This is a genomic window from Psychrobacillus vulpis, from assembly GCF_006861825.1.
Lineage (GTDB): Bacteria > Bacillota > Bacilli > Bacillales_A > Planococcaceae > Psychrobacillus > Psychrobacillus vulpis.
In genome coordinates, this window is sequence record NZ_VDGI01000001.1 from 342926 (window position 1) to 357170 (window position 14245).

Below are 14245 nucleotides of genomic sequence, written 5' to 3' on the forward strand. Positions count from 1 at the left end.
AAATGGTTTGCTAGATTGTAGCAAACCATTTTTATGGTGAGTCTATAGATATTTCCCCAATTATATTATACGAGTCCCCTGAACGAATAGATTGGATGACACCATCCGCTATTTCCTCATTAGATAACCATCTTCGTCTATTATTCTCCCTTATAAAACCTAGTTGAACGAAACGATATTGAATCTCTTTCGGAAGGTTATATTGCTCTCTTAAACTTTCCACATTTGCAGTACTTCCTACTACTTGCCAGACAATACTTTTCTCCTCTAGTAAGTCAAATACAGTTTGTATAACGTCTAGACCATCATGATGAACCCACGCAATCACCTCTGAAAATGGACCATATTCACGAATGCTTTGCTCGAGCGCTTCAGCTAATCGAATGGAATCACGATAATCGACAAAAACGGATTTTATGTGTTCAGGATTTTTGCATACCTTTTTCATACGTTTCATTTTATCCACATTACGTGCAACGACAGATACGATGTAGTTACTCTCTGCATACCATTTCGTAACATCAGCGAGCATTCCTGTACCACCTATTATACAAATATGTTTCAACGTACTACCCCCTTCGATTCAAACGTCCAATTTTGATAAGATGGACGTTACATCTAATTCAATTAAATCGGAAAAATTAGATATAATCGCATCTGCATGCTGTAATTCATGCGCTTGTGCAAAATCAAAATTACAACCAATGGCGATTAAGTCATTATCCTTTGCTGCATTAATATCCGACAAACGATCACCTACGACGAACCCCTTCGTTATTTGGTGATTTTCTTTTATGAGTTGAACTAAATCTGATTTGTTACCACTTGAGATTTGTTGAATACTATATGTCTGTTGAATCCAGCGATTCAGATTATATTTTTCTACGATGGCTTGTAAGTATTCCATCTGTCCATTGCTCGCTATGTATAAGTCATATTCTGCTTCTAATGTGGATAAGGTTGTTTGAACACCGTCGTATAAATCTCCAACTCCATTTTGAATGTTGTGAATAAGCTGTTCATGAAAGATAGTATTTGCTTTATTTCTAACTTTTTCATTATGCCCTGGCAATAACGTCTCCCAAACAACAGGCAACGGTACTCCCATTATATTTTGGTATTCTTCAAGTGGGGTTTGTTTACTCCATAAATTTTCTTTTCGTAAAACTTCAAACGTCGCTTCCAAAGATGGTTCTAAAATAAGATTCGTCTGAAATAGCGTACCGTCCATATCAAATATAATAGATTTTTTCACTATATTCACTCCTTCTAATACACGACGATATATTCTTTAGAGGGTTCCTATGAACTATATGCAATGTAGAAAGGGCTAGTTAAACTGCCTGTTACGATATAAGAAAATTAACTCTATTAAGAGGATGGGAGTGTAACTGTGGAAATTATAATCGAGAGGTTACAGGAGAAAGATGCAGCTGAATTATTTAAATTTGAAAGTGAAAATAGATCCTATTTTGAAAAATCTGTTCCTAACCGCGGTGACGAATACTATAATATTGAAAATTTTAAAATCAAACATAAAGAATTATTAGAAGAGCAAGAGAAACAAGAATCATATTTCTATCTAATCAAGGATCAATCCAGTTCAATTATTGGAAGAATTAATGTGGTTGATATTGATAGAACAAAAAATATCGGGCATGTTGGCTATAGAGTTGGAGAAATTCATACTGGGAAAGGAATTGCAAACAAAGCCTTAAAGCTATTGTTAACAAATATTTCTAGTGAGAATATTAACAAGCTTCATGCAAAAACAACTAGTATTAATATCGCATCACAAAAAGTTTTAGAGAGAAACGGGTTCACTCGTGTCATAACAGATGATGAAGAATTTGTAATGAATGATCAAACATATAGATTTGTCCATTTTGTTTGGTCTCGTACTTAAAAGTAATTCTATGTTTATGAGGATAATTTGTGGACAACTAAGAAAGAACATTTTGAATAAGAAATTTGCTGCGACGAGTAACCGCAGGAGTAAATTTTATTCCACAAAGAAGTCGATCTTTGACTTCTTTGGGAAAGGTTATTTGACCTCGAGGGGCTAGGGGCTAGGCGCTGAGAGAGGATTAACAATCCCTCTTTGTGAAAAAGCAAAGAGGGATTGTTTTGAAAATAAGAAAGTATTTTTTACTCAGTCTCGATCCAGTTGCCTTCGATAATTACCTCTTTACTGATATTCCGAGTAGACCACCAAATATAGAACCCATATTCTAAAATTTCCTCAGGAGCAACGAAATCCCTCATTCTTCATGCTGATGATAAAAACCGTAATATTGTTCGATAATGTGTAGCAGAATCCAATCCGCTAAGTCCCACTTTCACCATTTCTTCTAGTGAAATACGCTGATTTGTACACAATAAACAAAAAATTGAAAAATTGATAGGAATTGTTAATATATTTGCGTTTAAACCGATAATTATTCAGGTGGTCACTCCTCAATTAATCATGATTTTCTATGATCGTAAATTGGTATTTTACTAATACATGAAGGGAGTGACCATCAGAATCATTCTTGTAAGAAAAGAAAGGATTGGAAGCATGTCTCAACAGGAACAATGGAAATCAAAATTAGGTTTCATATTAGCTACCTCAGGCTCTGCAATCGGATTGGGAGCTATATGGAAATTCCCCTATGTAGCGGGAACCGGGGGAGGCGGAGCATTTTTCCTAATATTTTTGTTGTTTGCTTTCTTATTAGGATACCCGCTATTAGTCGGTGAATTCATTGTAGGTCGCAAAGGGCAAAGTGATGCTATTTCTATCTATAGGAAGCTAGCTCCTAATTCGAAATGGCACCTTTTAGGCAGAATGGGAGTATTAATAGGTATCCTAGTCTTATCGTTTTACAGTGTTGTTGGAGGTTGGATTATTCTTTATTTATTTAAAGCACTTACTGGAGGACTTAACGGACTTTCGCAAGAACAGTACGGAGCTTTATTTGGAGAAATTATCTCAAATCCATTTTCAACGCTACTGGGTCAATTTATCTTTATTTTAATCACAGTACTCATCGTTGCTCAAGGGGTTCAAAAGGGTATTGAAAAAGTAAGTAAAATAATGATGCCTATTCTTTTTATATTATTTATAGTTATCGTTATTCGTTCACTTAGTTTAGATGGAGCTATGGAAGGGGTAAAATTTTTACTTGTACCCGACTTTACAAAATTAACATCCGAATCGATTTTGTTTGCTCTAGGACAAGCATTTTTCACAATTACTTTAGGCGCTTCAGTAATGGTTACTTATGCTTCTTACCTACCGAAAACACAAAATCTACCTAGGTCTGCTTTTTCAATTATTATGTTGAATTTATTTATCGCTTTATTAGCGGGACTTGCGATTTTTCCAGGTGTGTTTTCATTTGGCATAGAACCAAATGCAGGACCACCATTGGTTTTTGCTGTATTACCAGCAGTGTTTAGCCAGATGTCCTTCGGGATATTCTTCTTTATTGCGTTTTTAATTTTATTTTTATTTGCTGCTTTAACTTCTGCTTTCTCGATGATTGAAATTGCTGTTTCAACAACAGCCAAAAATGATCCTTCTAAGCGAAAAAAACACACATGGCTTTTTGGTATGTTGATTTTTGTTATTGGGATTCCATCTTGTCTATCATACGGAATAATGGCAGAAGTTAAATTATTCGATAAAACGATGTTTGATTTAGTCGATTATGCAGTGAGTAATGTAATGATGCCTTTAGGTGCATTGCTAATTTCTATATTTATTTCTTTGAAAATTTCTAAAGAAGAGCTATTTGAAGAAATGAAACAGGGGTCAAAAGTAGGGAGACTATTCTTTAACGTTTGGTACTATCTATTAAGATATTTAACTCCAATTGCCATTATTATTGTATTTCTTGACGTACTAGGGTTATTAGATTTAATTACAAAGTAACAAACAACTATTTTACATATTATACGGAGGCTTTACATATGACAACTATGAATAAACTACAACAATTATTTCCAAGTGCTGATGGAAATCAACAACAAAGAGATGAACTATTAGGCCATTTTAAAACAATATTAACAAAAATGGATGAATTAAAGGATCCTTCTAAATTAACTTTAGGTGAAATGCCTAATTATACTGAGGATTACTACAATCGAATCATCCAAAGTGCATTAGTACCAGAAAAAGGTGTTTCTATGGATGTAACGATAGAAAAATTAATGGACTTGGTAAAAGGTCATCGTTTCTTAAATAGTAACTACGTAGCCAATGCAACACCATTACCTAACATCGCTAGTATTCTCGGGAACTTAGTAATGGTTCTCTTAAACGGTAACAATCTTTGGGATGTAGATGGTTCAGCTGCTGCAAATGCAGAAGTACGAGTAACGAGTATGTTATCGAAAATAATTGGTTATGACCCAAATGAAAGCGCAGGGTATACTACATGGGGAGGACAAGGTGCAGTATTTAACTCTTTACGCTTAGCAATTGCACGCCAATTTCCGGAATCAAATAAAGAAGGTATTCCAAGTAACCTCTATTGTTTCTGTTCGGAACTCTCTCATTTTAGTCTTTATAAATCCGCAGAAGCAACAGGCATTGGTGTAAATAACATGGTGCGTGTAAAAGCAAATGACGATCATTCTATGGATTTAAATGATTTAATCGAAAAAATGGAAGAAGTAATAGAGAATGGTGGAATTCCTGTCTATGTTTTAGCAACAATGGGTACAACAGATACATTTGGTATTGATGACCTTTATGGTATTAAACAAATATTAAAAGATATTGAACAACGCCATAATCTAGAACCTGTTTATATACACGCTGATTCAGCAATGGGTGGGATGTATACATTCTTTAATGATTACGATTTTAAAAATAACCCACTTCAATTTGAAGAGGAAGTATGTGCAGTATTAAAACAATATCAAGTTCACTTCCAACATATGAATATTGCTGACAGTATGGTTTTTGATTTTCATAAGTTAGGTCAGACTCCATACATTACAAGCTTGTTCCTTATAAAAGATAAAGCGGATTTAAAATATTTGGATTTAGATGCTTCCGAAACTCCATATGTTGGTAGCCGTGGATATGGTAGCTATCATACAAGTTATACATTAGAGTGCTCTAGAATGGGAAGTTCAATTTCTATTTACACCTCATTATTAGCATTTGGATTAGAGGGTTATCAACAAATATTAGCAAATTATTTACTTGTTAATATTTCCTTTAGAAATGCTTTGAAAAAGGAATTTTCAAATGTGGAACTGACGAATGGAGTATCTCCAGTTACTACTTTTAGATTTTATCCAGAAAATGTTAAATGGCGTGCCGAGCTTGATGGAAATCTGACAACAACAGAAGTAACGGAAATTAATCAATATAATGAGGACTTTGCTGAATTAATCGGATTGGAAAGAGATGTTATTTTCTTTGGTAACACAAAGAAACAACGACTTATATCTGTTACAGATTCGTCTAAACGTTTGCCAGTATATGTCCATAAATTCTATACTACCTCTCCTTACTCAACTGTAGAAGAAGTACACAGATATATATCGTTCTTAAAAGAACATATGGATATCCATAACAAATCACTTGTTTTGATTTAATAATATCCAAAAAAAACACCTCCGTTAAATGTACTTGTCCAAAAAGTACACATACGGAGGTGTTTTATATTGTCTTGTTCAATTATGCTTTGAACTTCGTTATCAACGTTTGTAATTCGTATGCTAGTTCATTTAGTTCCTTTGCTGCATCAGATAACTGATTAATAGATTCTACTTGTTCCTTTGTACTTTCTTCTATCTCATAAGTTGAATTTGAATTCTTCTGCGCTATTGCTGTTAAATCATTAACTGAGGCAGATACTTCTTCTGTTCCCGCTGAGATCTCTTGTGATGCAGCAGAAACTCCTTCAATTTGATTTGAAATTTGGTCAGCTATTTCTTTGATTTTAACGAACATTTCACCTGTTGTCTGAGCAATTTTTGTACCTTTGTCTGTTTCAATCGTACCAATTTTCATAGATGAAACTGCATTCTTTGTCTCATTTTGAATTTCTTCAATAATTTTCGAAATTTTCTCTGTAGATTTGCTAGACTCTTCCGCTAATATTCTTACTTCTTGTGCTACTACAGAAAATCCTTTACCGTGTTCTCCAGCACGAGCTGCTTCAATCGCCGCATTTAAAGCTAATAAGTTTGTTTGGTTAGAAATACCAGTAATTACATCTAGAATACTTGTAATTTCATCGGAACGCTCTTTCAATAAACCAATAATGTTACTTGAGTTCTGCACAGTGTCATTGATGATTTCCATTTGAGAAACTACTTTGTTTATAGCGTCGAGACCCTGCACTGCGTAATCTTCCATATTTTTCGATATAGCAGTAACGTCTTGAGAAGAATTTGCTATAGAACCGATTTCACTCGCGATTTGTTCTATGGCGCCCGCTGATTCCATAACAGACACTTCTTGTGCCTGTATTCCCGCTGTCATTTCTTTAATGTTTTCATTGATTTTTATAGAATGATCTTTTGATTGATCTGTAACTTTTGTAACTAATTCAGATGATTGTAATACTGTGTCAGAAGTCTTTCTTATGCTCTGAATCATAGATTTTAATTCATACGCCATCTCATTAAAAGCTTCATTTATTTTCCCTAAATCATCTTCTCTTGTAGGTAACTTGATATCAAGATTTCCATTTCTCATTTCGTTAATACCAAATGATAATTGTTTCAATGGCTTGAAACTTCTTCGTGTAAAAAACACTTGTAAAAGAACGATAATTATCATTGCTGGAATAAGGATCAGTAATGAATTAAACAAGAACTCTTTTGTTCCGTTCTTAACCATGCTCGCATCAACATCTACTCCGAAGAAAGCAAAGACTTCACCGGAAGAATTTTTGATTGGATACATAACTGTAATCCATGTTCCTAATAGATCATCATAAATTTCTGATGCCGTCATTTCTTTTGTTTCATTCATTTCTCTAATAGCTTCAACGGTTGCCTTAGGATGCTCGTTCAAGTCACCTATTTTGATGTTGTTTTCTTTCAATACATCCACAATGTGTGTTGGGTTAGCAATAATAGCTGATTTATTTCCTTCTATTAATTCAGAATTAAAAAGATATCCTTGGGCAACATTTGGGTTAGTTTTAGATATATTGTCGAACATAGCTATCAACTCTGTTTGAGCCTTATCATCAAAATCCTTCTCTTTGGCTGCATTTTCTACTAACTTAGGATCAATAGTCTTTCCCCAAAGAACTGCAATTTCTGTTGCTTGTTTTTCCATTTCAGTTATTAATACTTCATTTTGAACTTTTAGGCTGGAAACGATAAGTACGACTCCCACTAAAAGAATTAATGCCGTTGTTGTAGCAATAGATTTTGTCACAAAAGATAGTTTTTTAAATATATTCATAGAAAATCTCCCTTTTTTTTAGCAAATCTTATATCGACAATAATAAGGAAATTTTTAACCATTAATTTTTCTATAACTATAAAATATACAAAAAAGGGTAAACTAACACATTTCCAGATGAGAGGGACAAGGTGTCATATTGCGATGAAATAGGAATTAAAGCTAAATATGGATAATTTGTGTCATTAGGATAAAAAACGAATACGAACTAATCCGACACCTCATAAAATATGTATAGAAATTTCGATGGTGCATTTTTTGTTGGAAACTAGTGGTGCAAATATATTTAATGTTTCAATCGAAATTCGCTATGAATATGTGGTAGTTTGGGACAATTGAATTGTGATAAAGCCTCATTTCTAATTAAATGCTAAAAAAATCCCTCTTTGTTTATTAACAAAAAGGGATTAACTATTAAAACAACTATATTATTCTTACAAGCGAAAATGAATTAAATCTAGTTTAGATTAAGCATTAACTGGTTCAGCAGATAATGACTTTGCAATCTCTGTTACTTTTACAAGACCTTCTGCAATAATTTGTTCAGCTTTATCTGGCATTGCATTGTGTCCTTCGATAATTACCTCTTCCACTGACATTCCGAATACTCCACCAAATACATTACGCATATAAGTAGCAGCCATCTCCATCGGTGCTGCTTCAGGTGTAGAATAAACTCCTCCACGTGCGCTTAAAAGAATTGCTTTTTTCTCTGGCATTAAGCTAATCATTTGACCTTCTGGGCTATATTTAAATGCATATCCTGCTTGATACGTATAATCAACAAATGTTTGTAATTTCGCTGGAATTGTTAAGTTCCATAGTGGGAAAGCAAAAACAACTACATCAGCAGCTGTTAAAGCATCCATTGCTTTTTGTTTAGCAGCTAGAATACGTTTCTCCACATCTGATAACTCTTCTGCATTTTGCATTTTTCCAAATGCATTAAATAAGTCTTGACCAAAATATGGCATATCTTCTGCGAACACATCGAAAGTTGTTACATTAAGGCCTTTTACATCTTTTACTTCTTCCATAAATGTTTCATACATTTTACTTGAAACAGCTTCTGAAGCTGGGCGGTTATTTGCTTTAACTACTAAAATATTCATTATTTCTTTCCTCCAAAATTTCTATATATATTTACTAGATAATAGTTGTATCATTGTAACAATTAATTATATTACCATAAGAATTACTACGAATTCTATTTATTAGACTCGAAATGGACCTTACTTGCGGCGCAACTTCATTAGCTAAAACATCAATTGCTCTTCAACCTTTGAAAACAGTATTCTGCTTTATTACATCAGTAAAAACAATAGGATAAATGCGAAGATGCCTAGCACGATGATCATGATTGTATCTTTCATACTATCCTTCACACGAACATGTGTTAATACACCACCAATTGCTGTAGTTCCTAAAATTAATGCTCCTGCAATCCCACTTGTTGTGTTCCAAAATCCAACGATTAATAAAACAGCCCCCGTCAATTCAACAAGTCCTGTTACTAAACAGAACCATTGTGGTAAGTTCCATTTATCAAATGCTTCTTTATGCATTTGCGAACCAACTATTTTACCCAATCCTGCCATTAGAAACATCGCAATTAGCAACCCTTGTAAAATCCAACTCAATATTGTCATTTTACTTTCCTCCTTTTATTATCTAAATTTGACTTGGAACAGAAAACTGCCTTCTACTGATTAAGGATAAACAATTGGCATTTTACCGATGTATTCTTCTAATTCACGACATTTTATTTTGAAACGCTCATACCACCCTTTTCATCCCCTTTTGACAAGTGAGGGCATATGAAATATTCATTTAACACTTTTCTAAACAACATCTTTTGTTTATTCGACAAGTGTTGTATAGTTAATTTATATGGTAATCAATACAATTTCAATCAATAATATTCATCATTAGTTGTTTAAGCAACATATTCGCAAAAATGTCTAATAAAAATGGAGAAAGTAGGTATTTAGATGTCACAAACTCGAATTGATCCACGTATTACTCGTACACGAAATCTAATCATGGACGCATTTGTACAGCTATCCATGAAAAAAGAGTTCAAAGATATTACAATAAAAGACATAACAGACGAAGCTACTGTAAATCGAGCTACTTTCTATTCTCACTTTACCGATAAATATCAATTATTAGATGCCGTTTTAACGGAAGACCTCATGACAAAAATCTTTAATGATATCAATTTGCATGATGAACTTTCAGAAGAATCTATTATAAAAATCTTTCTGTCGATTACAACATTTCAATCCGATCTTTCCACACAGTGTAAACGCAGTTACGATGCCTTTATGTCATCTATCGAAGCAAAACTTAAGGCACAGCTTGAAGAGCTTTTTTGCAAACATTTAATAAAAAATCAACCACAGGAAGATCCAGAAACACTTCGAATTGCTTCTGTGATGTTAAGCTGGGGTATTTATGGTGCTTCTGTAGATTGGCAGCATAATAGCAAACTTACAGCAGAGCAATATATCCAAAAAGCACTTCCTCCAATTTTAAATGGCATGAAATTAATCAAATAATCAGTCTAAAAAAAGCTGTTTAACAAGGAATTCTCCTCAGTTAAACAGCTTTTGTATAATGGTCCATATAAAAATATACTATAATAACATTTTGTATATCATGTTCTAGACTTTCCCCTTTATATAAAAAGGCGACTCATTATCCCATTAGAATCGAAATAGCACTATACACTAAAAGTAGTGCCATGACTATATTAAATTGACTTCGATACTTTGATATAAACTTTTTAAAAATCGAACCAAACATACTCCAGCTGCTAGTTGACAGTATACCAATAGTAGCTAGGAAAACAGAGTAAAATAGGAAACTGAGATGCGACGTGTTATATGGAAGAATGAAAGTTGACATGACTGTTATGCCATATAAAATGGCTTTAGGATTTATAAATTGTAGAACAACTCCTACAAAAAAGCTGTTATTATTGCCCACATTATCATCGTTACCATTATTTTTACTAGTAACAATTTTTATAGCTATATACAACATATAAGCTGCACCTATAATCGTCATCATAAATTCAATTTTTGGAATGAAATTATGAAGAAGTAGATTAAAATAAGCACTCATGATTAAAATGATAAAAAATCCCACACCAACACCTAAGCAAAATTTAAATGTTTTTTTGAATCCGTATGTGTTAGCAAACATCATGGCCATAATGTTATTTGGTCCCGGGGTAAAACTAGCAACAAAAGCAAATAACAGAAGTGAAAACAATGGCATATTAGAACCCCTTTCTTGTAAATATGTTATAATGCACTATATGGTCAATATAACGACTTACTCTTTATTGTACATTATATACGTTATATAGCACAAGAAGAAAAGGAGTGTGTTTATGGAAGAAATACATCTTATCATTGCAAAAAATTTAAAGGCTTTAAGAGAAAATAAAAAATTAAGTCTTGAAAAGGTTGCAGAATTAACTGGAGTAAGCAAAACGATGATAGGTCAAATTGAAAGAGGAGAATCGACCCCGACAATCACAACTATTTGGAAAATAGCGAATGGATTAAAGATTTCTTTTACTTCACTCATCAATACTCCACAGTCAGATACAAAAATTGTTTTAAGAAGTGACATTCAAACCTTATCCGAAGACAATGGGAAATATCGGGTCTATCCTAATTTTCCTTTTGAAGATGATAAACGCTTCGAAGTTTATTCCGTCGAGATAGATAAAGGTGGATTTCTAAGTGCTGATCCACATATGGAAGGTACTGAAGAGCTCTTAACTATTTTTGAAGGAGAACTAACAATACGGGTAAATAACAATGAGTACACTGTAAGAAGTGGTGATTCTATCCGATTCAAGGCAGACAGACCCCATACGTATCATAATTCAGGAGAAACCCTAGCTCGTATAAGTATGATTTTATATTATCCGGCTTAAGAAAAGGCTATCACCTACGTCGAAATATTACCGACATAGACGATAGCCTTTTATAGTTTCGAATTAAAGTCTTGTACCTAGCTCTTCATCAGATAAATCCATTGCAGTGGAAATTTATTTCACCCCAACAAAGTCATTCTTTGCCGGAATTTGTTGAATAAACTCCCAATTGTATTAAGTAGAAAAATCCTGTTTTAAAGCTTATAATTAAGGTATAGAGAGGAGTCGTTCCGATGAAGAAAATTCAATTGAATTCTCCTGAGTTTAACCGTGTTTTAAAAAATATGCAGCTTGAAAACTTATATTTGAGTCATTCGCTACAAGAAAAGGCTATTGAAATCGTCAATTCCGGTAGGAAAGTAACGCCGACTTTGATCAAGGAAGCCTTGGCAAATGACAAAGTACAATGAATTTGAAAATGATGACTATCTTTTAAAAGCAAATCTTTTAGATATACACGATTTCGAAGAGCTTGAGGAAGCTGAAGCTTTTACTTTCTCCATTCGAGCATCACAAATCGAACAAGGTGCATACAAAATTATTGCTTTTACAAAAGACGATTTTGTTGCCCTTCACTATCACCTTTTCCAGGACATATACCCATTTGCAGGTCAATTTCGAAACGTACAATTGATGAAAGACGGTACACGTTTTTGCCAAGTACAGTTCATGGAAGCATACGCCTCTGATTTATTCCATCAATTTAAAATTGAACCCAATTGGGACACTCTAGAGTTTGCAGCCAATAGATTAGCTTACTTCAAATCTGAGCTCAACATGCTCCATCCTTTTAGAGAAGGAAACGGTCGTACAACTCGTATATTCCTTCAAACCTACGCTAAATCGAAAGGGTTCTTATGGAAATATGACACAATGAATCGTTCTGAATACATGCAAGCTATGATTCGTTCCGTAATGAGTGATGATTTACTGGAGAAGCTATTTCTAGATACTTTAACACGTATAGATTAAATACTCGCGAACTTCCAAACGGACAGTTCGTTTTTTTGTACATTTCCCTCTATCTATAGTTCTTCTTCACGGAAAGAAAGGATAACGTTCCTCTTGTAACGAAATAAATAACGATAAGCTTTTACGATTATTAATATAGGGAGGAATTCGATGGCAAACCTAATAACCGACCATCTCGGGAGACAAATGAACATTTCTATGCCCCCAAAACGTATCGTTTCCATTTGTCCAGCGATTACAGAAACGCTTTTCGCCCTAGGGCTGGATAAAGAAATCGTTGGTCGCACTAAATATTGCATTTTTCCACAAGGAATTGTTGAAAAAGTTCCAATCGTTGGAGGTACAAAAGAAGTAAACGTAGAAAAAATACGCGAGCTACAACCAGACCTTATTCTTGCTGAGAAGGAAGAAAATACAGAAGAAATAGTGCATACTCTTGAAAAAATTGCTCCTGTTTTCGTTCTGGAGGTGCAATCAATTAAAGATGCCTATCGTTTTATCCATACCCTCGGATTTCTGACAAATCAACAACAAGAAGCGGATTATCTCATAGCCAGTTGCAAAGACTCGTTCCCAACACCTTTACACAAGAAGAAATTAAACGCAGCTTATGTTATTTGGCGAAAGCCATATATGGTTGTAGGTGGAACGACTTATATTAATGATGTATTACATATGCTTGGTTTCTATAATCCCTTTGGAAAAGAAGATTCAAGGTACCCTATAGTTTCAAAAGAGCAATTTACGGAAGCGAACATTGATGTCCTTTTGCTCGCTTCCGAACCATTTCCTTTTCAAGAAAAGCATATAGCTGAATTTAAAGCTTTTCTTCCGAACACCAAAATCGTACTAGTAGATGGAGAGATGTTTTGGTACGGAGCTAGAATGAAATTAGCAGGAGCATATTTTGAAAAAATAGTAGATAAATAATAGTAACTCATGCCACAGAAAAACAAGAAGGACTGAACAGCAATGAACGCTGAGTCAGTCCTTTTTTTAAAATAAGGAATATTAACATTGTTTCGCTTGAAGTATTTTGTCCTCAGTTCGATTTTAAACTGAAAAGAATGAGTAAAATTCCACTAAAGAGGCAAATCATTCTAGTTAAGGAGATCTTTTCAGCAAGTCCAAATAATGCTATCCCTGTCGTAACGATTAACACAAAAGGGCCAACTAAAGCAAGTAGCGTATTAATTTGAAATGCTTTTTCTAAGTCATTAAATTTTAACATCAACATTGCAGCTGTTATATCTATACTTCCTGAAAAAACTCTCAATATAATCATGAAAAGAAGTGCTTTTTCAATCAAAAGTAATAACTCCTTCTTATTTTTTCTATATGAATACTCCCTAAAGTGTATGTATGCTTTTCCACTTTTATCAAAGTCGAATTTAACTTATATAGGGGATAGAATATTTTTCTACCGTCCTGAAATTCTTTTTACACGATGACTTCATATAATAAGAAGTAGCATTAAATATAGAAGGAGAGATTACAGCGAATCAAAAGAAATACAGAAAACGAAATACAGTAGCATTTACTGTATTAGCTTATTTCACACTCTTTGCAGGTGTTTTCATGTTTAGTATCGGTCTTTATAATGAGGACAGCTTACAGCTCAATGAAAAGGGATATTATATTGCGGTTATGATTTTAGTGGCGGTTGGAGCAATACTCACACAAAAAGTCACACGGGATAACGCTGAAGATAATGATATCATTGCAGAGCAAGAACAAGAACGTCAATTGAGTGCCATTAGACTTCCTACGAATAAAGAGGAATCTTAATAATCATAACAACAGTTCTAATTCTTTATAAAAACAGAATTAGAACTGTCTTCGAATCAAATTTAGATTTAGACAAATCCGTTGGGATTATGCAGTAACCTCCC

General features: G+C 33.8%; 16 protein-coding genes. 9 read left to right on the forward strand and 7 right to left on the reverse strand.

Features of this window, described 5'->3' with window-relative positions; all coding sequences use genetic code 11:
- Nucleotides 1-31: 31 nt before the first annotated feature.
- Nucleotides 32-565, reverse strand: a complete 534-nt coding sequence (locus tag FG384_RS01725) for a Rossmann-fold NAD(P)-binding domain-containing protein (protein ID WP_142640825.1) — start codon at nucleotides 563-565, stop codon at nucleotides 32-34.
- An 18-nt stretch (nucleotides 566-583) separates the two neighbouring features.
- The gene (locus tag FG384_RS01730) at nucleotides 584-1255 is read right to left on the reverse strand and encodes an HAD hydrolase-like protein (protein ID WP_142640826.1); all 672 of its coding nucleotides are present in this window, start codon (nucleotides 1253-1255) and stop codon (nucleotides 584-586) included.
- Between the two features lie 138 nt (nucleotides 1256-1393).
- Here FG384_RS01730 and FG384_RS01735 point away from each other — a divergent pair, with 138 nt between their 5' ends.
- The 3 genes from FG384_RS01735 to FG384_RS01745 all read left to right on the forward strand — a co-directional run bounded on the left by FG384_RS01735 (nucleotide 1394) and on the right by FG384_RS01745 (nucleotide 5598).
- Nucleotides 1394-1906, forward strand: coding sequence for a GNAT family N-acetyltransferase (locus tag FG384_RS01735; RefSeq protein WP_142640827.1), 513 nt, complete (start codon nucleotides 1394-1396; stop codon nucleotides 1904-1906).
- Between the two features lie 654 nt (nucleotides 1907-2560).
- A complete protein-coding gene (locus FG384_RS01740; RefSeq protein WP_142640828.1) occupies nucleotides 2561-3919 on the forward strand; it encodes a sodium-dependent transporter in 1359 nt (452 codons plus the stop codon).
- 47 nt (nucleotides 3920-3966) lie between these two features.
- Nucleotides 3967-5598, forward strand: coding sequence for a pyridoxal phosphate-dependent decarboxylase family protein (locus FG384_RS01745; protein ID WP_142640981.1), 1632 nt, complete (start codon nucleotides 3967-3969; stop codon nucleotides 5596-5598).
- Nucleotides 5599-5680: 82 nt separating this feature from the next.
- Here FG384_RS01745 and FG384_RS01750 read toward each other — a convergent pair whose 3' ends face one another.
- The 3 genes from FG384_RS01750 to FG384_RS01760 form a co-directional block, all read right to left on the reverse strand.
- Nucleotides 5681-7426 (reverse strand): methyl-accepting chemotaxis protein, encoded by a 1746-nt coding sequence (locus FG384_RS01750; protein ID WP_142640829.1) that lies wholly within the window; start codon nucleotides 7424-7426, stop codon nucleotides 5681-5683.
- Nucleotides 7427-7893: 467 nt separating this feature from the next.
- Nucleotides 7894-8538 carry an FMN-dependent NADH-azoreductase gene (locus tag FG384_RS01755; RefSeq protein WP_142640830.1) on the reverse strand — a complete coding sequence of 215 codons (645 nt, stop codon included), beginning with the start codon at nucleotides 8536-8538 and terminating at the stop codon, nucleotides 7894-7896.
- A 192-nt stretch (nucleotides 8539-8730) separates the two neighbouring features.
- The gene (locus FG384_RS01760; protein ID WP_142640831.1) at nucleotides 8731-9075 is read right to left on the reverse strand and encodes a DoxX family protein; all 345 of its coding nucleotides are present in this window, start codon (nucleotides 9073-9075) and stop codon (nucleotides 8731-8733) included.
- A gap of 342 nt (nucleotides 9076-9417) precedes the next feature.
- On the opposite strand from FG384_RS01760, the gene FG384_RS01765 reads away from it, so the two are divergent.
- Nucleotides 9418-9987 (forward strand): TetR/AcrR family transcriptional regulator, encoded by a 570-nt coding sequence (locus FG384_RS01765; protein WP_142640832.1) that lies wholly within the window; start codon nucleotides 9418-9420, stop codon nucleotides 9985-9987.
- Nucleotides 9988-10126: 139 nt separating this feature from the next.
- Here FG384_RS01765 and FG384_RS01770 read toward each other — a convergent pair whose 3' ends face one another.
- Nucleotides 10127-10711, reverse strand: a complete 585-nt coding sequence (locus FG384_RS01770) for a LysE family transporter (protein ID WP_142640833.1) — start codon at nucleotides 10709-10711, stop codon at nucleotides 10127-10129.
- Nucleotides 10712-10826: 115 nt separating this feature from the next.
- Between FG384_RS01770 and FG384_RS01775 the strand changes: the two genes are divergently transcribed.
- The 4 genes from FG384_RS01775 (at nucleotide 10827) to FG384_RS01790 (ending at nucleotide 13283) form a co-directional block, all read left to right on the forward strand.
- The gene (locus tag FG384_RS01775; protein ID WP_142640834.1) at nucleotides 10827-11381 is read left to right on the forward strand and encodes a helix-turn-helix domain-containing protein; all 555 of its coding nucleotides are present in this window, start codon (nucleotides 10827-10829) and stop codon (nucleotides 11379-11381) included.
- Between the two features lie 233 nt (nucleotides 11382-11614).
- Entirely contained in the window at nucleotides 11615-11791 is a 177-nt protein-coding gene (locus FG384_RS01780) for a Zn-dependent hydrolase (protein WP_142640835.1), read from the forward strand.
- Complete coding sequence (locus tag FG384_RS01785; RefSeq protein WP_142640836.1) at nucleotides 11775-12353, forward strand: Fic/DOC family protein; 579 nt, start codon at nucleotides 11775-11777, stop codon at nucleotides 12351-12353. Before FG384_RS01780 ends, FG384_RS01785 begins: the two co-directional genes overlap by 17 nt.
- 150 nt (nucleotides 12354-12503) lie before the next feature.
- Complete coding sequence (locus tag FG384_RS01790) at nucleotides 12504-13283, forward strand: ABC transporter substrate-binding protein (RefSeq protein WP_142640837.1); 780 nt, start codon at nucleotides 12504-12506, stop codon at nucleotides 13281-13283.
- A gap of 112 nt (nucleotides 13284-13395) precedes the next feature.
- On the opposite strand, the gene FG384_RS01795 is transcribed toward FG384_RS01790, so the two are convergent.
- On the reverse strand, nucleotides 13396-13662 hold the full coding sequence (locus FG384_RS01795) for a YqhV family protein (protein ID WP_420849934.1): 267 nt from the start codon (nucleotides 13660-13662) through the stop codon (nucleotides 13396-13398).
- Between the two features lie 182 nt (nucleotides 13663-13844).
- Here FG384_RS01795 and FG384_RS01800 point away from each other — a divergent pair, with 182 nt between their 5' ends.
- Nucleotides 13845-14141, forward strand: a complete 297-nt coding sequence (locus FG384_RS01800; RefSeq protein ID WP_142640838.1) for a YiaA/YiaB family inner membrane protein — start codon at nucleotides 13845-13847, stop codon at nucleotides 14139-14141.
- Nucleotides 14142-14245: the final 104 nt, after the last annotated feature.